Raw genomic sequence first — 21,592 nt, forward strand, 5'->3', positions numbered from 1 at the left:
ATTTATTTCGATTCGCGGTAATATCCTTTATTAGGAATTTCTACTGTATATTTTTTACGAGAGCTATTATTTAAATGTGGCTCTCTTAACCAAGGATTATGGCGTTTTAATATTTTGTAATTGATTTCATATTTCTGAGCGAAATCTGCAAAATCACTAACCGGTTGATCTACTTCTACCGTAAACGTAGGTACCGCCTCATACATATCTTCCTTATCAACATGAAAACCATATTTTTCTGGATTAGCTAGAATCTCTTTTATAGCCATAATTCTAAAAACATATCTTCCTGTTTCACTACCAAGTAATAAATCCCAGTAATTATCTACTTGCTGTATACCCATATACTTATTAATAGCTCCAGGACCGGCATTATAAGCCGCAGCTGTTAACGCCCAACTACCATATTTACTTTTCCATTTGTTCAAGTATTTGCAAGCTACCTCTGTAGACTTTTCTAAATGATAGCGCTCATCAACATTAGAATTCACTTCAAGACCGTACTCCCTACCCGTTTCTCTCATAATTTGCCAAAAGCCTGTAGCACCTGCAGGTGAAACCACATTTGTTAAACCACTTTCCGCCACTGCCAAATATTTAAAATCATCAGGAATACCATTTTTAGCCAATATTGGTTCTATTATCGGGAAAAACTTATTTGCTCTTTTAATCAATAATAAAGCGTTGGACTGCCAATACGTGTTTACCAAAAACTCACGATCTACACGTTCCATTATTTCAGGATCCTCTTGAGGCACAATTTCCCCTGCAAAATTTAAATTCTCAGGGATATCTATAGAAGAAATTTTATATGATTTAGCCACGTTAACCTGAACACTATCGTTTACGACAATTTTATCGTTCACCTTAACAGCATCAGTACTTTGTACCGCAAATATTAATGTACCTGCAACAAACACCACACCTAATAACATTAATATATTCTTAATAGTTTTCATGAATTTTATATTTTAAATTATTTGAACCAATTTTTTAGTCTACCAAAGGTATATATAGAACTATCTTATTCCAAAATAATTGTTGGCAAGTTCTCGTTAAACCACTTCGCCCTATGAATTATCATAGTGTGGGTTCCATTGACTACATGAATACAATTATTTATATATGAAATGGGGAATACTGTATCCTTTTCCCCGTGTATGTGTACCAAATTCTCACATGCCACATCTTGGCTCCAATTAACCATTTCATTAATACACCAATCTATATATCCTTTATCTCTAACTGATAAATATTTCTCATATAAAGAGAGTCGTTTGGTAACACTTTCGCCAAAAGCATATTTAGCTAACAATTCAACATTATTTACCAAACCTGTCGGAAGCAGCTTATGAACCTTAGTATACCTAGCAAACAACATACGCTTTGGCAATTCATGTTTTGTTTTTACACTAGATACGATTATCACCTTACTAACCTTTATAAATTTTGACATCTCTTGGACTAAAAGTCCACCAAGTGACACACCCAATAGGACACTGTTTTCATGATGTATTCTTTCGCTCATATTTTTAGCATAATCACTAAAGGAAATACCTTTTGCAGGAACACTCCATTCTAAAAAATGTAACTCAAATCGTTCTTCTGGCAATTTTATATATTCAAAAATAGCTGAACTCGCTGCCATTCCTGGCATACAATACACATGAAATCTATTATCAATCATAGTTATGAAACGTAGTAAAAGCTAGGAAATTAGGGATTTTTTAACTACTTTTGGAAAAGAATGCGAAAATCACCTAGCAATATTAAACAATATTCTTTATAGCATTTTAATCACGACAAATTACGATATGAGAACATCGTAATTTTTTTGTCTAGTAGCAACACTAAAATAATCTATATGAACGATGTTATTATTAAAGACAATTCTTTTCTTCGCCAATTTGAAACCACAGTTAACGGACATCTAGCAAGAATAGAATACTCTTCTCAAGAACGTAAAGTGTTTCTAACTAAATTAGTAGTTCCTGAAGAAATTACGGATGAAAATTTTAGAGAAAACTTCATCAAAGCCGTTCTAAGTATAATTCAAGAAAGAAACCTTAGAGTTGTACCAACAAGTCCTCATATAGCAGGATTCTTAAGAAAAAACCGACTACAGTACAAAGAAATGCTACCTATTGGCATTCGTATCTAAAAAATTAAAAAGCCTTTCAAATGAAAGGCTTTTTTTTATACTTCTACTTCTAAGTCTACAAAATTAAACCGCACTAAGCCATCTTTATCAATTTCGGTCAGTTTCACCGAATGTAACGTATTCACCAAATCTGGATTCCAAGGCGATTTTACTTTCACATAATTCTCAGTAAACCCGTGAATATACCCCTCCTTATTTTCTCCCTCAAATAAAACCGTAAGCTCATTCCCTATTTGACTTTCATAGAATGCACGTCTTTTCTTTACAGATAAACCACGTAGCATTTTACTTCTTTTATTTCTAATCTTATTTGGAACCACTCCATCCATTGATGCTGCTGGCGTATTGTCTCTTTCTGAATATGTAAATACATGTAGATAAGAAATATCCAAATCATTTAAAAAGTGATAGGTCTCTAAAAAATGTTCTTCGGTCTCCCCAGGAAAACCTACTATGACATCCACACCAATACAACAATTTGGCATTACTTCCCTAATCTTATGAACACGCTCTTTGTAAAGATTGGTCATATAACGACGCTTCATCAACTTTAGCAAGTCATCACTACCACTCTGCAAAGGAATATGAAAATGAGGTACAAAAGTTTTACTCTGGGCTACAAACGCTATAGTCTCGTTTTTTAGTAGATTAGGCTCTATGGATGAGATTCGTAAACGATGTATACCATCTACATCATCTAGCGCTTTTACAAGATCTAAAAAAGTATGCTCATGCTTTTTATTACCAAATTCTCCTTTTCCATAATCACCAATATTGACTCCGGTTAAGACAATTTCTTTAATACCCTGCTCAGATATATCTGCAGCATTCTTTAAAACATTATCCAAAGTATCACTACGAGAAATGCCACGTGCCAAAGGAATGGTACAATAAGTACATTTATAATCACAGCCATCTTGCACCTTTAGAAAAGCCCTGGTTCTATCTCCAATTGCGTAACTACCAACATAAAAATCTGCATCGGCAATTTCACACGAATGTATTTTACCGTGGTCCTTTTTTGTAAGATCGTTTATATAATCTGTAATTTTAAACTTCTCTGTAGCTCCTAAAACCAAATCGACACCATCAACATCTGCTAATTCTTCTGGTTTTAATTGTGCATAACAGCCAACCGCAGCAACAAATGCATCAGGATTAATTTTCTGAGCTTTCTTTACTATAGTCTTAAATTTCTTATCTGCATTATCTGTAACAGAACATGTATTTATAACATACATATCTGCTTCTTCCGAAAAATCTACCCTTTCAAAACCTTCATCTGTAAAATTACGGGCTATGGTAGAAGTCTCCGAAAAGTTCAACTTACATCCTAAAGTGTAAAAAGCCACTTTCTTCTTCATCTAATAATCTCTTTGAGAGTGCAAAAATACTTAAACTTAATCAAGCTATAAAAGCTTAACTAACTGTATTACAGTTTTAAATACTTAATACTTCCTCCATTTTTTAGTTATCTCAAATACATGGGTAAGAATATCCGCTTCAACATCATTAAACTCCACCCCTCTTCTAGCCATCATTACTTTAGCAGCATCAAATGCTTTTGCAGGTTGATAAGCCGTAAACCCAGATGCACCACCCCAACTAAAACTTGGTACAAAATTTCTTGGAAACCCTGGTACATAAATATTAGAATTTACTCCAATTACAGTACCAGTATTAAACATTGTATTAATTGCCGTTTTACTATGATCACCCATCATTAGTCCACAAAACTGCAAACCTGTTTGCTCAAAGCGTTCGGTTGCATAGTCCCACAAACGAACTTTTGCATAATTATTCTTAAGGTTAGAATTATTAGAATCTGCGCCTATATTACACCATTCTCCCAACACGGCATTGCCCAAATATCCTTCATGGCCCTTACTTGAATACCCGAAAATTACCGAGTTACTAACTTCTCCACAAACCTTACTATATGGACCAATAGTAGTTGCGCCATAAAGTTTACCGCCCATTTTAATAATAGCATTATTACAAAGTGCCAAACCACCACGAATTAAGCTACCTTCCCATATTTCAGAGTTTTTTCCTAAATAAATAGGACCGTCTGTAGCGTTTAGAATACTAAATTCAACCTTTGCTCCTTCTTCAAGGAAAATACGTTCCGGATGAATTAATTGATTTGTACTGGATATGGGTTGACTCTTTCTACCTTTTGTAATAAAATCGAAATCTGACTGTAAAATGGTAGCATTTTTATCAAAAATATCCCAAGTGTTATTGATTTGAACAAGACCACCTTCAAATTTAACTACATCAAAATCACTTAATTCATCTGCACTTTTAGAAACTGCAGCTAAATAAGCAATTATCAATTCGCCCGACATTAACCTTTCGCCCGCTCGCAAAGCTTTAACCGCTTTTAGCAACTCGTTCGATGGTAATACCGAAGCGTCTATAAAAACATTAGATTCTTCTAAATTAACTGGATATTTTATACTTAAATATTCTTCGGTCAAAGAAGAAACTGAAACTTTTAAATAAGCTTCCCAACGCTCCTTTAAAGTCATAATACCTACACGGATTTCCGAAACTGGTCGTGTGAAAGTGAAAGGTAATAGATGATCTCTGCGAGGACCATCAAAAAGAATAAAGTTCATACTAGATGATTTTTTTCAAAATTAACAAATATCCCTAGAGCATCTATATATAATGGATAACTTCCTTTATTTAAAAGTTAAAGGAAAAAGAAACGCCTTCGAAAATTTCGAAGGCGCTATATTCAAGAAAGAATTAAAAGAATTATTCTTGCTCTTTTGTTTCTTCTTTTTTCTCTTCTTTTGAAAATTTCTTGTACTTGTTCTTGAACTTGTCGATACGACCAGCTGTATCCAAGAATTTTGCTTTACCAGTGTAAAAAGGGTGAGAGGTTCTTGAAATCTCCAATTTTACTAAAGGATACTCAACACCTTCAACTTCTAAAGTCTCTTTAGTATCAGCTGTTGATTTTGTTAAAAATACCTCTTCGTTAGACATGTCCTTAAAGGCCACTATCCTATAATTTTCTGGGTGTATATCTTTTTTCATTTTAAAAACTTTAACGCACCCATTCCGACGGGCACTCATTTTAAGGCTGCAAAAATAGTGAAATAATATAAATAGGCAATTAGAATAGTAAAAAAATACTAAAATTAAATTTTATTGCATGTGTAACAAATGATACCTTCACAATACTAATATATAAATCAACCTATAAACTATAAAAATCATGGAAGAAATTGAACCAAAAACAGGAAAATTTGCATTGAATTACGGCTTACTTACAGGTCTTGTGGGTGTTGTTTTTGCAGTAATGCTTTTTGTAACGAATATGCATTATGAGCAAGTGACATCAATACAACTAATCCAGATATTAATACTGGCTATCGGAATTGTAATGGCAATAATCCAATTTAAAAAAGCTGGCGGTGGACTTTTGACTATTTCAGAAGCTTTAAAGGTTGGAGCCGGTGTAGCATTAATAGCTGGTATAGTTGGTCTATTATGGTTTTTCATACAATCTAATTTCATAGAACCAGATTATCTAGATAAAGTTTATGAAATAGGGAAGATAAAAGCCATGAAAGATAATCCTAGTCTTACCGAAGAGCAAATAGATCAAGGTATAGAAATGCAAAAAGGTTTGGCTTGGGTTATGTACCCAGTGGGCTTAATAATTAACGTTCTTATTGCCTTGGTTATTAGTTTAATTGCTGGTTTAATCTTGAAAAAAGAAGAAGCTGCTTATTAATACTAAGTAATTGTAGTATTTTTGGAGACAATACCAGAAGTCGCGCATGCAATTATCTATAGTAATTCCGTTACTTAACGAAGAAGAATCACTTAAAGAACTTCATGATTGGATTGTATCCGTAATGCAATCCAATCATTATTCTTATGAAATATTATTTGTTGATGACGGCAGCACAGATACCTCTTGGAAAATTATTGCGGATCTATCTAAAGAAAACACAGCCGTAAAAGGAATTCATTTTTCACGCAACTTTGGAAAATCACAGGCACTACATGCAGGTTTTAAAGCCGTTAGCGGCGATGTTATTATTACAATGGATGCCGATTTACAAGATAACCCAGAAGAAATACCTGGGTTATACAATATGATAACCAATGAAGGTTATGAATTGGTATCTGGTTGGAAAAAGAAACGCTACGATTCTATCATCTTTAAAAACACCCCTTCAAAATTATTTAATTGGGCAGCACGAAAAACTTCAGGTGTTCGTTTGCACGATTTTAATTGTGGTCTAAAAGCTTACGCTAAAGATGTAGTAAAAAACATTGAAGTATCGGGCGAAATGCACCGTTACATACCTGTGCTTGCTAAAAATGCAGGCTTTTCTAAAATTGGGGAAAGAGTTGTAAAACATCAAGCTCGTAAATACGGTAAAACAAAATTTGGAATGGAACGTTTCATAAATGGCTTTCTAGACTTGCTAACCATATGGTTCGTATCTAGATTCGGTAAACGCCCAATGCACTTATTTGGTGCATTAGGTGTTTTAATGTTCTTAATCGGATTCGGATTTGCTATCTATTTAGGTATAGATAAATTATTCATAAACAAATTTGGAAGATTGATAACAGACCGACCACAATTTTATATTTCACTGATAGCCATGGTCATAGGAACACAGTTGTTCTTAGCTGGATTTCTTGGCGAAATACTAATACGTTCTAAGAAGGAAGAAAAAAGATATATTGTTTCTGAAGAAATAAATATGACTCTTTTACAATAGTAAAATTCTCACTAACTTAATTGCACATAAAACTATAAACCAATGGATAATATCCTAGAAACTGCAAAAAGCTGGCTTACCGATTTTTTTGACCCAGCTGTTAAAAAAGAAATTGAACATCTTATCGCTAATGATAAAGAGGAATTGAACGACCGTTTTTACAAAAATATGGAGTTTGGTACAGGTGGTATGAGAGGTGTTATGGGTGTTGGCACCAACCGAATTAATAAATACACATTAGGTAAAAGCACACAAGGTTTAAGTAACTACTTAAATGAAGTATATAAGAATGAAGAAATCAAAGTGGTCATCGCTTTTGATTGTCGCCACAATAGTGATACTCTAGCAAGAACTGTTGCCGAAGTATTTTCTGCCAATAATATTAAAGTATACCTTTTCTCAGATTTGCGCACTACCCCAGAACTTTCTTTTGCAGTAAGACATTTAAATTGTCACGCAGGTATTGTTTTAACTGCATCGCATAACCCACCAGAATATAATGGGTATAAAGTGTATTGGACCGATGGCGGACAAATTGTACCACCACAGGATGGTAAAATCATTGCTGAAATTAATTCCCTCAATATTGAAGATATAAAGTTTAAAGCGAATGAAAACCTAATACAAGTAATTGATAAAGAGGTTGACGAAGCTTTTATAGCACAGTCTGTAGACGCAGGAAATTTTAATGCTGACGGCAAAGATGACTTCAAAATCGTTTTTACTTCGCTTCACGGCACCTCAATTACCGCTATACCAGAAGTTCTTAAACGTGGTGGGTATGAAAACGTAACTATTATTGAGGAGCAAGCAAAACCAGACGGAAACTTCCCAACGGTAAAGTCTCCTAACCCAGAAGAACCAGAAGCGCTTTCAATGGCTGTTAAAAAAGCTGAAGAAATTGGTGCAGACATGGTTGTAGGTACTGATCCAGATAGTGACCGTTTAGGAATAGCTGTTCGTAATCTTGAAGGTAAAATGGAAATTGTTAACGGAAACCAAGCTATGGTTTTAATGACAAAATTCCTTCTTGAAAAGAGAAAAGAAAAAGGTTTTAAAGGAAATGAATTTATTGCAACAACAATTGTATCTACCCCAATGATGGAGGCTATGGCTAAAGCATACGGAGTAGAATTTAAAACTGCACTTACCGGATTTAAATGGATTGGTAAAATGATCAAAGATTTCCCAGAATCTGACTTTATTGGAGGTGGCGAAGAGAGCTTTGGTTATATGGTAGGCGATTTTGTTCGTGATAAAGATGCGGTTACCTCTACCCTATTGGCTTGTGAAATTGCTAGTCAGGCCAAAGCTAATGGTAGTTCTTTTTACAAAGACTTAATTCAATGTTATGTTGATTATGGTTTTTATAAAGAACATTTAGTTTCTATTACCAAAAAAGGTATTAGTGGTGCAGAAGAAATTAAGCAAATGCTGAAAGACTTTAAAGAAAATCCGGTGGAATCTGTTGCTGGTTCTAAAGTAAAATGGATTGAAGATTATAATACTTCAATTGCGAAAAATGTATTGACTGGCGAAGAAAAGACTATTGATATTCCAAAATCTAACGTTTTAATTTACGAAACAGAAGATGGTACTAGAATAGCAGCGAGACCAAGTGGAACAGAACCTAAAGTGAAATTCTACATCAGTACAAATACGAAATTAGAAAAAACTGAAGATTATAAAAAAGTAGCAGCAGAACTTGACAATAAGGTCAAGAGCATTCTTGCTGAGCTTAATTTAGCTTAATGAACTATTTCAAAAAGATTCTTCGCTTTGCGAAGCCTTACAAGATATATGCTATTTTAAATATTATATCTAACGTCTTTTATGCATTGTTTTCAACTTTGGCGATGATTTCATTATTTCCAATGTTGAACGTGCTTTTTAATCAAACAGAAAAAATATACATCAAACCAAAATGGAATGGTATTTCTGATTTAAAGGATTTTGTTACCGACTCTTTAAACTTTTATGTTACCGAACGAAGCGAGCATAGCGATCCAGGCGAAGTACTTATGCTAATGGTAGGATTGATAATTACGATGTTTCTTCTAAAGAATCTTTTTAATTACTTAGCCATGTACTTTATTACATTTCTGCGTAATGGTGTACTTAAAGATTTACGAAATGAATTATATGACAAAACAATAGAACTTCCTATATCTTATTATTCTGAAAAAAGAAAAGGTGATACTATTGCCCGCATAACATCCGATGTATTAGAAATACAACATTCCTTTTTATCAATATTAGAACTGATTGTAAGAGAACCACTTACAATCATTTTTACTATTATAGCCATGTTAGCTATTAGTCCGAAATTAACATTATTTGTATTTCTATTTCTTCCGGTTTCAGGATTTTTAATTTCATTAATCGGTAAATCTTTAAAACGAAAATCTGACAAGGTTCAAAATGAACAAGGGTATTTCTTATCCATATTAGAAGAAACTTTAGGCGGTTTACGAGTCATCAAAGCCTTTAATGCGGAATCGGTATTCGCCAAGAAATTTCAAGCGTCCACTAAAAGATTTTTTAATTTTTCAAATAGCCTGCTTAATAGACAAAATTTAGCATCACCGACAAGTGAATTTTTTGGTATTGCTGCTATAGGAGTCATTCTTTGGTATGGAGGACAAATGGTACTTGTAGATAAAACACTTGAAGCCGAACTCTTTATAACATATATGGCATTGTCGTATCAGATACTAACGCCTGCCAAATCTATAAGCAAAGCTTCGTATAGTGTCAAGAAGGGTAACGCAGCGGCAGAACGTGTATTAGAAGTTTTAGAGACCGAGAATCCGATATCGGAAATTGATAATCCAATTCATCAAGAAACATTTAACAATGAGGTTGCTATAAACAATATCTCATTTAAATATGAAGATGAGTACGTTTTAAAAAATTTCAATCTTATTGTAGAGAAAGGTAAAACGGTCGCTTTGGTCGGACAGTCTGGTAGCGGTAAAAGTACTATTGCTAATCTCGTAACTAGATTTTACGATGTTAATGAAGGTGATATTAGTATTGACGGAAATAACATTAAAAACCTTAGTAAAAAATCACTTCGTGGTTTATTAGGCTTGGTTACCCAAGATTCTATCTTATTTAATGATACCGTTAAAAACAACATCGGATTAGGAAAAGAAAATGCTACCGATGAAGAAATTATTGATGCTGCAAAAATTGCAAATGCTCATGATTTTATAATGGATTTACCTAAAGGGTATGACACTAACATTGGAGATAGCGGCAACAAGTTAAGTGGCGGACAAAAACAGCGATTGTCCATTTCTAGAGCGGTATTAAAAAACTCTCCAATAATGATATTGGATGAAGCTACTTCTGCTCTGGACACTGAGAGCGAACGTCTGGTTCAAGATGCTCTTGAAAAAATGATGAAAAACAGAACGTCTATTGTCATTGCTCACAGACTTTCTACCATTCAAAATGCAGATACCATTGTAGTGCTTTTAAAGGGAGAGATTGTTGAACAAGGCACTCATGCTGAACTTTTAGAGCTTAATGGTACATACAAGAAACTAGTACAGATGCAATCGTTGGCATAATTTTTTATACCAGGTTATTCTTAAAGTTTTTAAATTAAAAAAGCCATCTTTTCAGATGGCTTTCATTTTTTTTGCGAATAAGGCTTAAACTATCGAGCCACTTTAATATCTACAATCATAATTTGACCGTCGTTACTCTTCATTTTAATAGCTCCTTTATGTCCCGCTGCATTCTCAAATAAAACTACAACCGGATAATCTTGCGGTCCCATTGCCTCATCTTCATTCTCAATAACTAAGTCAACAAGTGAACTTTCGTCGGTTATCGCATCAAATTCTGCAACAGTCATTTGGTCTGCAGTATTTTCCATTTTTGTCGTTGTACCTCCTTCTATTTGCTCATCTATGAATAAATCATCAGGACTCATCCAAAATAAGAATCCAGGATTTGATGAACTCATATCATACCAAGCTAAATCAATAGATGGTGCTATTTCTGCATCGATTTCATTGTAGGTGTATAAATTTCCAGTGCTTGTAGAAAAGAAACGCTTAGTATCCAACCCATCAGTATCAACTATGAACTCCACATTTTCATATAAAACATAACTTGACAATTCTTCAGCTTCCTCTTCAGTTTCTTCCTCAACTACCTCTTCTTCTACTTCCTCTTCGGTTTCTTCTTCAGCTTCCTCCTCAGCTTCCTCCTCAGCCTCTACCACTACCTCTTCTTCATCTGCTTGTTCAGTTAAGTCTTCGATAATTACATCTTCATTATCATCACTACATGAGATTACAGAAAATACAGTTATAAAAAGGCAAATCAATAAAAAATTCTTCTTTAAAATCATAAAAATAAGTTTTGGTTTATTTTACAACGGATAGATTATATAATTATTAGGATACCTATTAAAAAGCATCAAATATCATTCGGAATGATTAAACCTTTCCCTAACTTCATGGTCTTACATTAAACAAACCTCAGTTTTAAGTGATTGAAGAGGAAACATTAGTATTAGATTTAAAATCAAAGAGCAAACAAGCTCAAGCTTTTGAAGTATTGGTAAATACTTACAAAGAGCGCTTGTATTGGCAAATACGTAGTATTGTTTTAAATCACGATGATGCTGATGATGTTTTACAAAATACCTTTATAAAAATCTATAAAAATATAGACGGATTTAAAGGAGATAGTAAACTTTTTTCTTGGATGTATAGAATTGCCACCAACGAGGCTTTAAACTTCATAAAGCAAAGAGCAAAGCTACAAGGCGTTTCAGATACTGATTACCAAGAACGTTTAATATCTAATCTAGAAGCTGATGTATATTTTGAGGGAGATGAAATTCAACTTCAACTTCAAAAAGCGATAGCTACACTACCTGAAAAACAAAAACTAGTATTTAATATGAAATATTTTCAAGAATTAAAATATGAAGAGATTTCAAAAATATTAGATACTTCAGTAGGTGGACTAAAAGCATCGTATCACTTAGCCGTAAAAAAAATTGAACAGTATTTAAAGGAAGATTAAACCTTTTATATAATTGAGTGTCAAACTAGTATCATGAACAAAAAAAATAAAAATCCGTTTAAAACTCCAGAAGACTATTTTGATAGTTTTGAGGATAAATTAATGGAAAAATTATCTAAAACCGAAAGTACTATTCCCAAGGATAGTGCATTTAAGGTACCAGATAATTATTTTGAATCGTTCAATAAGTCATTACAAGAAAAGCTAAATGCTGAACCCAAAGTAATACCTCTTTTTTCTATTAAGAAAATAGTAGCCGTAGCCGCTTCAATTGCCGCTATTGCTATAATTGCCTTAAATTATAACTGGAGCAACGCAGAGGAATTAAGTTTTAATGATTTAGCCAACACCGATATTGAAGCCTATTTTGAAAATAATGATTTTGAGTTATCATCTTATGAAATAGCTGAAGTATTGCCAGTAACCAATACTGAATTTTCAGACTTTTTAAGCTCCCCTATTGATAGTGATAACCTTCTTGATTACTTGAATGAAAATATAAGTGATTTTGATGAACTAAATATTGAAGACAATGAATAAACTTGCAATAATCATATTTCTATTTGTATCTACCATATCCTTTGGACAAAGAAACCAAGATTGGGAAAAAATAAACACTTTAAAAGTAGCTTTCATTACTGAAAAACTTTCACTAAGCAGTAAAGAAGCTCAAGAGTTTTGGCCTGTTTATAATGAATATCAAGAAAAAAGAAATGCTTTACGCAAAAAGAGCTATCATCAAATAAAGAACAAAATAAAAGATGCCGACTCGCTTTCTGAAAAAGAGTCTGAAAAATTATTAGCACTTCATATGCAAATTGAAGAGGAAGAAGAGGTATTGGATAATGACTTTCTTAACAAAGTAAGTAAAGTTATCTCAGCTAAGAAAACACTTTTATTATTACGATCAGAAGAAGAGTTCAAGCGTCAGTTAATGAAGCAATACCGCCAAAATAAAGGTGGCAAATAATTAGTTAAATACTAGTTTAGAAATACGGTTTTTACCCGCAGCGTAAGCTATGGTATCATTTTGAAAACGAATGGTATAGAAGGATTCTTTAGATAGTGCTTTCCAACTTTTACCCATGTCTGATGAATAAGATATTCCCGTAAAACCCACAGCAACCAGACCATTTCCCTGTGTACCCGGTACAAACTGAACACAACTTTTGTAACCAGGCTCTTGACCGTCTGCCAAAAGATTCCAAGTTTTCCCTCCATCCTTTGTAATTGCCTTGTTAGCTGTTGTATTATCCGGGTTTGTGTAATCTCCGCCAATGGCAAAGCCAAGATTTTTGTCATTAAAATCAATAGAATAAATACCTTCCGTTGGCTCTTCGTTACGTATTGGAGTTTGAAAAGACTCCCATGAGTTGCCTTTATCCGGAGAAAAAAGAACACACCCAGAGGTCGTAGCAATCCAAATATTCTCCCCTACCGTCTCAATATTAGTATTGCTTGCTGCAAATGCCCCCTCACTTTCAATCTCTTCAGGTAATTTTGAACAAGGCAATTTTGACCATGAATTCCCCCCGTCAGATGTCATGATAATACTTAAACAACCATCAACAGAATCGCCTACGGCAATACCATCTAAATCATTTAAAAAGGTCATTGCATCATAAAACACACCTTCGCCTTCTTCTTTGTACACCAACTCCATTCGCCCCTTAACTCCTGTTTTATACAGAAGAGCAGGAGATTCTATAGATAGCATAAAAAAATCATTAGCGGTATGTGCTACTGCCCTAAATGCAGGTACGCTTGTATGGTATTTTTCAATATTTGCACGGACCTTATCTGTAGTTAAATCAACCGAACCAAATGTACCTTTATTCGCAGCAAAGGCTAAACTATTCCCCATGAGTTCAATAGCGCGAATACTAATTGAATCGGTATAAATCGTTTCAATTCCTACAGAAGTAAATGTCCTAGGTATTTGTTGTTCTGAGCAAGAAACTATTAAAACTGCAAGAAGAAAAATATAACGCATATGATTATAGTATAAAGTTCCTCAAAAATAAATGGAATCACTTCTAAAACAATACCTTTGCAGCCTAAATTTTTGGAAGACGAAAATCATTTTAACTTATTTAAAATGAGGTAATGACATGAAATCTTCTTATCAAGTAAATAATACTAATGAAATTACATAGAAATCTGGTTTTTGCCGTAATCGATGGTCTAAACCTAATCTTCAATGAAAACGAATATGCCGACAAGGTTGTTCAAAAAGTGCTGCGTTATGATAAACGTTGGGGAGCACGTGACCGTGGCTTTATAGCTGAAACTACTTATGAAATAGTACGATACAAGCGTTTGTACACAGAAATAGCAGAAGTCAAAGCTCCATTTAGCAGACCAGATTTATTCCGTATTTGGGCAGTATGGGCAGTGTTGAAAGGTATAAGCCTACCAGATTGGAAGCAAATTGAACCAACACCCGAAAGAAGAATCAAAGGTAAATTTGACGAACTTTCTCAAATTAGAAAATTCAGGGAAGCTATTCCTGATTGGATCGATGATTTAGGTGAAAAAGCTTTGGGCGATAAATTATGGACAGAAGAAATAGCTAAACTTAACGTACCTGCGGAAGTTATTTTGCGTACTAACACATTAAAAACTACCAAAGAAGAATTGCGTAAAGCTCTTTTAGATGAAAATATTGTGGCTGAGCCGATTAAAGGGTATGCTTCTGCATTAAAATTAGTTGAACGAGCAAATGTATTTGTAACCCAAGCATTTAAAAATGGAATGTTTGAGGTTCAAGATGCCTCTTCTCAATTAGTTTCTGAATTCTTGGATGTTGAACCAGGTCAACGTATTGTTGATACATGTGCAGGTGCGGGTGGAAAATCTCTTCACCTTGCTGCATTAATGGAAAATAAAGGTCAATTAATTTCAATGGATATTTACGGAAGTAAATTAAAGGAATTAAAAAGGCGAGCAAGACGTAATGGTGCTCACAATATTGAAGTAAGAGAAATAGAGTCAAGTAAAGTATACAAGAAGCTATACGGTAGCGCAGATAGAGTTCTTATTGATGCTCCATGTACGGGATTAGGAGTTTTAAGAAGAAACCCAGATTCTAAATGGAAGATGCAACCGGAGTTTTTAGATAAAATTGTAAAAACGCAAGCAGAAATCATAAGAAGCTATAGTAAAATTGTAAAACCAGGCGGAAAGATGGTTTACGCTACTTGTTCTATTCTACCTCAAGAAAACAGTCACCAAGTACAGTCTTTCTTAAAGTCTGAAGAAGGTAAAGATTTCACTTTGGTAAAAGACAAAAAGATATACGCTTCTAAGAGTGGTTATGATGGCTTCTTTATGGCATTATTAGAGAAGAGTATTTAAGACATACTTTTAATCAACAAAAAAAGCCTTTCGGTTCATATGAACCGAAAGGCTTTTTTAATACTTACAATTAAAAGACCTATTCTTTCAATGTTGGATATTCAATTCCTAATTGCTCCAAATACGTATCATATTTCGTTTCATCATAATAGAATTTCTCTAAAGCTGGTCTAAACTGGTCTTGCTTATCCTTGTTTAAATATATAGGGGGCATATCACTTTCAGAAATCATAGGCTGATACTTAGTATCTTTCTGTTGTTCATTATTGAAATAATCCCACGCACCTTTCATTAAATCCGGCTTCAACAAAAAGTCTATTATTGTCATTGCCTCTACCTTAGCCCCTGCTACAACTCCCTTATGCGCAATTGGTGTTGCCATAGCAATAGCATTACTCCAATGGTGACCTTGTAATCCAGGGATGTTAGATGGATACCTCAACGTAACCGTAGGCACTTTCCAAGAAACATCTCCAATATCATCTGAACCACCACTAATTGGTTCAATAACCGGAAGTCCTAAATCATCTAATTCTAAAGGTAAACCTTCTATTTTTTCTGAATTTACTTCTGCCTGTACTGCTTTTGCTAATTTTTGATCAGCTTCTGACCAATCTGGCAAGCCCACTTCTTTAATATTTGAATACATGGTCTCTGCAATCACCTTATTATAATGACGTGGCCATGCCGTACCCAAAACTTTAGAGGTCATAGTAGTACCAGTCATTAATGCCGCTCCTTTGGCCATATCATTTGCCATAGCATACATTTCCATGATTCCCTCATATTTTATATCTCTAAAATAAAACCAAATAGCCGCTTTAGAAGGCACTACATTGGGCTGATCTCCCGAATCGGTAAAAATAGAGTGAGAACGTTTTAAAGGATGTAAATGTTCTCTTTTGTAATTCCAAGCAACATTCATTAACTCCGCAGCATCTAAAGCACTCTTACCTCTCCATGGTGACCCAGCAGAATGTGCCGCTTCGCCATCAAAGGCATATTCTACAGATATTAAACCTGTACCTCTTGTAGGTCCGTAAGACACACCTAAATTATTACCTACGTGAGTAAAAATGCACATATCGATATCATCAAAACGACCATCTCTTACATACCATGCTTTTGCAGCTACCAATTCTTCGGCTATACCTGGCCAAACTAGTAATGTACCGCCAATATTTTCACGTTCCATAATTTTCTTCACTGCCAGTGCAGAAGAAATATTCATTGGTATACCGGAATTATGACCTTCGCCATGTCCTGGAGCACCTTCTACAATGGGCTTGTGATAAGCCACGCCTGGATATTGAGAGGCTTTTGGTATACAATCCACATCGCTACCCAAAGCAATTGTAGGTCCTTCGCCATTACTCCAAGTAGCAAACCATGCTGTAGGAATACCTGAAATGGAATTTTCAATTTCAAATCCGTTCTCAGCAAGAATTCCGGTCAAATATTTAGAAGATTCTATTTCCTGAAATCCTAGTTCAGAAAAACTAAAAATCTTGTCTACCATTACTTGAGATTGTTTTTTATTCTCCTCTACAATGGCTGCGACTTCCGTTTTTAATTTTTCAATTTGTTTGTTTGATCTTTTCTTTTGTGAATACAAGCCACTTAAGGCTAATAAACAGCATGCAAAAGTACATAGTGTTGTTTTTTGTTTCATGGTGGTTTTTTGAATTAGTTGCTAAAAGTTACATAAATTGACCGTTATGCATGCGTAAACAACCAATTTTTATCTAATTCAAAACCTGAGCACTCTATTTTATGGTAATAGTATTTTATAAGGCCATAAAATCCACATTTATAAACTATAAGAAGTTAGTATTATAGTTTTAAAAAAGTGGCAATTGCTGATTTTTTTGAACTTCTGGCGCCACTGGTATTTCTACTTTCTTCTCCATTTGTTTTTGCCCCCAACTAGTCATTGCCTTAACGACCGGAAGCAATGATTTCCCTAATGGTGTCAAAGTATATTCTACCCTTGGTGGAATTTCCCCATACAATGTACGATCAAGTATTCCAGCCCGCTCCAAAGACTTCAACTGCTTACTAAGCATTTGGCGATTAATCCCTTCAATTTCAGTAAAAAGCTTATTAAAACGATTTGTTCCTTTTGATATATGATAAAGAATAACAGGTTTCCACTTTCCGCCAATCATATCCATACAATATTCAAGTGCTTGTGTATCATTTTTTTGTTTTGCCATTCTTTTTTACTTTTCTAATATCAACAATTTCACTAATTAATAACTAAAATTAAATTCAGTCTAACAAACATACTATTATAGCATTTATTACAAAAATCTAGTTTAAATACCATAAAGTAACACTTTATGTAACTTAATTAGCTTTGGTGATAAAGGTAAAACAAAATCACACTAATTTCATTAACAATTGCTGTTTAAAAGTGTTTCAATTTCCCGTAAATCTTAACCAGTAAAACCTTAATTTTGTACTTTAAAAATCAATACCAGACACACTATAATGATTCACTTTTTTGGGGAACCTAGCAAAAAGGTTTTTGCGGTACAGACCGCTAAGGAACTTTCATCAGAAGATATAAGTAAACTTATATGGTTGTTTGGCAACCAACCTAAAATAAATGCGGCGTCTCTAGACGCCTTTTTTGTTGGTCCAAGAGCTGCCATGATTACTCCATGGAGTACAAATGCTACAGAAATTACCCAGAATATGGGTGTTGCTGGCATAATTAGAATTGAAGAATTCAATGCTATTGAGGAAAAATTTACAGGGTTTGACCCTATGATCTCTCAGAAATATGATTCTTTAAGCCAAGAGATATTTGATATTCATGTAGCTCCAAAACCTATTTTGAATATTGAGGACATTGCCGCTTTTAATCAACAAGAAGGATTAGCTCTAAATGACGAGGAAGTAGATTACCTTGAAAACCTCAGCAATAAATTAGGTCGCAAATTAACTGACTCTGAAGTATTCGGCTTTAGTCAGGTGAACTCAGAACATTGTAGACACAAAATATTCAATGGCACTTTTGTCATTGATGGTAAAGAAATGCCAAGCTCACTTTTTAAACTTATTAAAAAGACATCACAGGAGTTTCCTAACGATATAGTTTCCGCATATAAAGACAATGTTGCTTTTGTAAAAGGACCAAAAGTGGTTCAATTTGCTCCTAAAACAGCAGATAAACCTGATTTTTATCAAGAAAAAGAGTTTGATTCGGTTATTTCCATAAAAGCGGAAACACATAACTTCCCTACTACTGTTGAGCCTTTCAATGGTGCTGCAACTGGTGCAGGTGGCGAAATCCGTGATCGTTTAGCTGGTGGCAAAGGCTCTCTTCCTTTAGCAGGAACAGCTGTTTACATGACAGCCTATTCTCGTTTAGAAAAAGAAAGACCTTGGGAAAAAGGAATGAAAGAAAGGGATTGGTTATACCAGACTCCGATGGATATTTTAATCAAAGCATCTAACGGTGTTTCTGATTTTGGAAATAAATTCGGTCAACCATTAATTTCTGGTTCTGTACTTACGTTTGAATATGACGAAGCTTCAACTCCCTTCGATTCATCAGAAGAAAATAAGACTTCGGCTACGCACAGTCAACGAAGATTAGGTTATGATAAAGTAATCATGCAAGCTGGTGGTATTGGTTATGGGAAAGTTGAACAAGCTATAAAAGACAAACCTGAATCTGGTAACAAAATTGTAATTCTAGGTGGCGACAATTACCGAATAGGTATGGGTGGTGCTGCTGTTTCTAGTGCAGATACAGGCGAATTTAGTTCTGCAATAGAATTGAATGCTGTTCAACGTTCAAATCCTGAAATGCAAAAAAGAGCTGCGAATGCTATTCGTGGCATGGTAGAAAGTGATGTAAATACTATCGTTTCTATACATGATCATGGTGCTGGCGGACACCTAAATTGTTTGTCTGAACTAGTAGAAGAAACAGGAGGAAAAATAGATTTAGACAAGTTACCTGTTGGTGACCCTACCCTATCTGCCAAAGAAATAATTGGTAACGAATCTCAAGAACGCATGGGTCTTGTTATCGGTAAAAAAAATGTGGATTTATTAAAACGAATTGCAGACCGTGAACGCTCGCCTATGTATGAAGTTGGTGATGTTACCGGTGATGACCGCTTTACGTTCGAATCTAAGACTAATGGTGCAAAACCTATGGACTTAGCGCTATCTGATATGTTTGGTAGCTCTCCAAAAACTATAATGACAGATAGCATAATAGCTCGTAACTATGCTAATGCAGATTATTCTTTAGAGTTTTTCCATGATTATCTAGATGCCGTTCTTCAATTGGAAGCCGTAGCCAGTAAAGATTGGCTTACCAACAAAGTTGACCGTTGTGTGGGCGGACGTGTTGCAAAACAACAATGTGTTGGTCCCTTACAATTACCTCTGAACAATTGTGGTGTTATGGCTTTAGACTTCAAAGGAAAAGAAGGTATTGCCACAAGTATTGGACACTCCCCTATTTCTGCTTTAATTGACCCTGCCGCAGGTAGTAAAAATAGTATTGCAGAATCTTTGACCAATCTTGTATGGGCTCCACTTAAGGACGGACTAGCGTCTGTTTCCCTATCTGCTAACTGGATGTGGCCATGTAAAAACGAAGGAGAGGATGCCCGTTTATATACAGCTGTACAAGCAGTTTCAGATTTTGCTATCGATTTAGGAATTAACGTTCCTACAGGAAAGGATTCGCTTTCCATGAAGCAAAAATATAAAGATGGGGATGTTATATCTCCAGGTACCGTTGTTATTTCTGCTGCTGGTAATTGTAGTGATATTACTAAAGTAGTTGAGCCAGTTTTACAGAAAAATGCTGGGTCAATTTATTATATCAATTTATCTAAAGACAGTTTCAAATTAGGTGGTTCATCTTTTTCTCAAACTAGAAATAGTATTGGTAACGAGACTCCTACAATTACTGACTCCGCATATTTTAAACTGGTATTCAATACTATTCAAGATTTAATTAAAGAAGATAAAATTGTTGCTGGACACGATGTTGCTTCTGGCGGTTTAATTACTACTTTATTAGAACTTTGTTTTGCTGACACTAACTTAGGCGCAAACCTTGACTTAACAAGTTTAGGTGAAGCTGATACAATTAAAGTTTTGTTCTCTGAAAATGCAGGTATCGTGTTGCAAGCGAAAGATGATAGCATTGAGTCAATTTTTGCATCTAAAAATATTGAAGCTAAGAAAATAGGTACAGTTATAAATGAAGCTACACTTACTGTTAGAAATAATGGTATGGAAATGGGACTTAACATAGAAACTTTACGAGATACTTGGTTTAAAACATCATATTTACTAGATAATCAACAGACCGCAAAAGGCTTAGCGAAGGATAGATTCGAGAATTATAAGGTTCAACCTTTACAGTACAATTTCTTGAATTCTGCAGCTATTATTTTACCTAATCGTTCTGAAACAACAAACGGAACGCGACCAAAAGCCGCGATTCTTAGAGAGAAAGGAAGTAACTCTGAGCGTGAAATGGCAAATGCCATGTATTTAGCAGGGTTTGATGTTAAGGATGTTCATATGACCGATTTAATCTCTGGTCGTGAGAATCTAGAGGATATTCAATTTTTAGGTGCCGTTGGCGGGTTCTCTAACTCTGATGTTCTTGGTAGCGCAAAAGGCTGGGCAGGTGCCATTAAGTACAATGAAAAAGCAAATACAGTTATTAAAAACTTCTTTGCTAGACCAGACACATTATCGGTAGGTATTTGTAATGGTTGTCAATTGTTCATGGAATTAGACCTGATCAATCCGGAACACGAGTCTCATGGAAAAATGACCTATAATGATTCTCATAAACACGAGAGTAATTTTACTTCTGTAGAAATACAAAAGAACAATTCAGTTATGCTTTCATCTTTAGAAGGAAGTAAACTTGGCGTGTGGATTTCTCATGGTGAAGGGAAATTTGCTTTACCACTATCTGAAGAGAATTATGATATTGTAGCTAAATATGGTTACGAAGGTTATCCGGCAAACCCTAATGGTAGTGATTTCAATACCGCTATGCTTTGTGATAAAACGGGTCGCCATCTAGTAACTATGCCACATATTGAACGTTCTATTTTTCCATGGAACTGGGCAAATTACCCAGCAGACAGAAACGACGAAGTTTCTCCATGGTTAGAAGCTTTTAAAAATGCTAAAGAATGGATTGTTAATCAGAAATAATCACCTTAAACTATAGAGAAACACAAAAGCTGTGCATTCCCATGTC

At 34.6% G+C, this 21,592-nt stretch carries 19 protein-coding genes; 10 read left to right on the top strand and 9 right to left on the bottom strand.

Annotation, left to right across the window (positions count from 1 at the left end; translation table 11 throughout):
- Window positions 1-2: 2 nt before the first annotated feature.
- Together P178_RS0116975 and P178_RS0116980 are read right to left on the bottom strand one after the other, a co-directional pair.
- The gene (locus P178_RS0116975) at window positions 3-959 is read right to left on the bottom strand and encodes a lytic transglycosylase domain-containing protein (protein WP_027067353.1); all 957 of its coding nucleotides are present in this window, start codon (window positions 957-959) and stop codon (window positions 3-5) included.
- Between the two features lie 65 nt (window positions 960-1,024).
- Entirely contained in the window at window positions 1,025-1,687 is a 663-nt protein-coding gene (locus tag P178_RS0116980) for a hypothetical protein (protein WP_027067354.1), read from the bottom strand.
- 177 nt (window positions 1,688-1,864) lie between these two features.
- Here P178_RS0116980 and P178_RS0116985 point away from each other — a divergent pair, with 177 nt between their 5' ends.
- On the top strand, window positions 1,865-2,161 hold the full coding sequence (locus P178_RS0116985; protein ID WP_027067355.1) for a GNAT family N-acetyltransferase: 297 nt from the start codon (window positions 1,865-1,867) through the stop codon (window positions 2,159-2,161).
- Window positions 2,162-2,196: 35 nt separating this feature from the next.
- On the opposite strand, the gene mtaB is transcribed toward P178_RS0116985, so the two are convergent.
- From mtaB to P178_RS0117000, 3 genes are all read right to left on the bottom strand, one after another.
- Window positions 2,197-3,525 carry a tRNA (N(6)-L-threonylcarbamoyladenosine(37)-C(2))-methylthiotransferase MtaB gene (mtaB, locus tag P178_RS0116990; protein WP_027067356.1) on the bottom strand — a complete coding sequence of 443 codons (1,329 nt, stop codon included), beginning with the start codon at window positions 3,523-3,525 and terminating at the stop codon, window positions 2,197-2,199.
- 84 nt (window positions 3,526-3,609) lie between these two features.
- Window positions 3,610-4,785: a GlmU family protein gene (locus tag P178_RS0116995; RefSeq protein WP_027067357.1), complete on the bottom strand. Its 1,176-nt coding sequence runs from the start codon at window positions 4,783-4,785 to the stop codon at window positions 3,610-3,612.
- 142 nt (window positions 4,786-4,927) lie between these two features.
- Complete coding sequence (locus tag P178_RS0117000; protein WP_027067358.1) at window positions 4,928-5,212, bottom strand: type B 50S ribosomal protein L31; 285 nt, start codon at window positions 5,210-5,212, stop codon at window positions 4,928-4,930.
- Window positions 5,213-5,393: 181 nt separating this feature from the next.
- Here P178_RS0117000 and P178_RS0117005 point away from each other — a divergent pair, with 181 nt between their 5' ends.
- From P178_RS0117005 to P178_RS0117020, 4 genes are read left to right on the top strand one after another with little or no spacing between them, the layout of a single operon-like run.
- Window positions 5,394-5,915, top strand: coding sequence for a DUF4199 domain-containing protein (locus tag P178_RS0117005; RefSeq protein WP_027067359.1), 522 nt, complete (start codon window positions 5,394-5,396; stop codon window positions 5,913-5,915).
- A 46-nt stretch (window positions 5,916-5,961) separates the two neighbouring features.
- Window positions 5,962-6,921, top strand: coding sequence for a glycosyltransferase family 2 protein (locus P178_RS0117010; protein ID WP_027067360.1), 960 nt, complete (start codon window positions 5,962-5,964; stop codon window positions 6,919-6,921).
- A gap of 42 nt (window positions 6,922-6,963) precedes the next feature.
- Window positions 6,964-8,673 carry a phospho-sugar mutase gene (locus P178_RS0117015; RefSeq protein ID WP_027067361.1) on the top strand — a complete coding sequence of 570 codons (1,710 nt, stop codon included), beginning with the start codon at window positions 6,964-6,966 and terminating at the stop codon, window positions 8,671-8,673.
- The gene (locus P178_RS0117020; RefSeq protein WP_027067362.1) at window positions 8,673-10,499 is read left to right on the top strand and encodes an ABC transporter ATP-binding protein; all 1,827 of its coding nucleotides are present in this window, start codon (window positions 8,673-8,675) and stop codon (window positions 10,497-10,499) included. Before P178_RS0117015 ends, P178_RS0117020 begins: the two co-directional genes overlap by 1 nt.
- An 89-nt stretch (window positions 10,500-10,588) precedes the next feature.
- On the opposite strand, the gene P178_RS0117025 is transcribed toward P178_RS0117020, so the two are convergent.
- A complete protein-coding gene (locus tag P178_RS0117025) occupies window positions 10,589-11,290 on the bottom strand; it encodes a hypothetical protein (protein ID WP_027067363.1) in 702 nt (233 codons plus the stop codon).
- Window positions 11,291-11,430: 140 nt separating this feature from the next.
- Here P178_RS0117025 and P178_RS0117030 point away from each other — a divergent pair, with 140 nt between their 5' ends.
- From P178_RS0117030 to P178_RS0117040, 3 genes are read left to right on the top strand one after another with little or no spacing between them, the layout of a single operon-like run.
- Window positions 11,431-11,973 (top strand): RNA polymerase sigma factor, encoded by a 543-nt coding sequence (locus P178_RS0117030; protein WP_027067364.1) that lies wholly within the window; start codon window positions 11,431-11,433, stop codon window positions 11,971-11,973.
- Window positions 11,974-12,006: 33 nt separating this feature from the next.
- Window positions 12,007-12,513, top strand: a complete 507-nt coding sequence (locus P178_RS0117035) for a hypothetical protein (RefSeq protein WP_027067365.1) — start codon at window positions 12,007-12,009, stop codon at window positions 12,511-12,513.
- Window positions 12,506-12,943: a hypothetical protein gene (locus P178_RS0117040; protein WP_051638339.1), complete on the top strand. Its 438-nt coding sequence runs from the start codon at window positions 12,506-12,508 to the stop codon at window positions 12,941-12,943. The genes P178_RS0117035 and P178_RS0117040 overlap by 8 nt, the downstream gene beginning before the upstream one ends.
- On the opposite strand, the gene P178_RS0117045 is transcribed toward P178_RS0117040, so the two are convergent.
- Window positions 12,944-13,966 carry a WD40/YVTN/BNR-like repeat-containing protein gene (locus tag P178_RS0117045; protein ID WP_027067367.1) on the bottom strand — a complete coding sequence of 341 codons (1,023 nt, stop codon included), beginning with the start codon at window positions 13,964-13,966 and terminating at the stop codon, window positions 12,944-12,946.
- 149 nt (window positions 13,967-14,115) lie between these two features.
- On the opposite strand from P178_RS0117045, the gene P178_RS0117050 reads away from it, so the two are divergent.
- Entirely contained in the window at window positions 14,116-15,330 is a 1,215-nt protein-coding gene (locus P178_RS0117050) for an RsmB/NOP family class I SAM-dependent RNA methyltransferase (protein WP_027067368.1), read from the top strand.
- Window positions 15,331-15,409: 79 nt separating this feature from the next.
- Here P178_RS0117050 and P178_RS0117055 read toward each other — a convergent pair whose 3' ends face one another.
- On the bottom strand, window positions 15,410-17,002 hold the full coding sequence (locus P178_RS0117055) for an amidohydrolase (protein WP_027067369.1): 1,593 nt from the start codon (window positions 17,000-17,002) through the stop codon (window positions 15,410-15,412).
- Window positions 17,003-17,171: 169 nt separating this feature from the next.
- Complete coding sequence (locus P178_RS0117060) at window positions 17,172-17,546, bottom strand: winged helix-turn-helix transcriptional regulator (protein WP_027067370.1); 375 nt, start codon at window positions 17,544-17,546, stop codon at window positions 17,172-17,174.
- Between the two features lie 277 nt (window positions 17,547-17,823).
- Between P178_RS0117060 and purL the strand changes: the two genes are divergently transcribed.
- A complete protein-coding gene (gene purL, locus P178_RS0117065; RefSeq protein ID WP_027067371.1) occupies window positions 17,824-21,546 on the top strand; it encodes a phosphoribosylformylglycinamidine synthase in 3,723 nt (1,240 codons plus the stop codon).
- Window positions 21,547-21,592 lie beyond the last annotated feature (46 nt).

Origin of the sequence: Maribacter sp. Hel_I_7 (genome assembly GCF_000688315.1) — a bacterium.
Classification (GTDB): domain Bacteria; phylum Bacteroidota; class Bacteroidia; order Flavobacteriales; family Flavobacteriaceae; genus Maribacter; species Maribacter stanieri.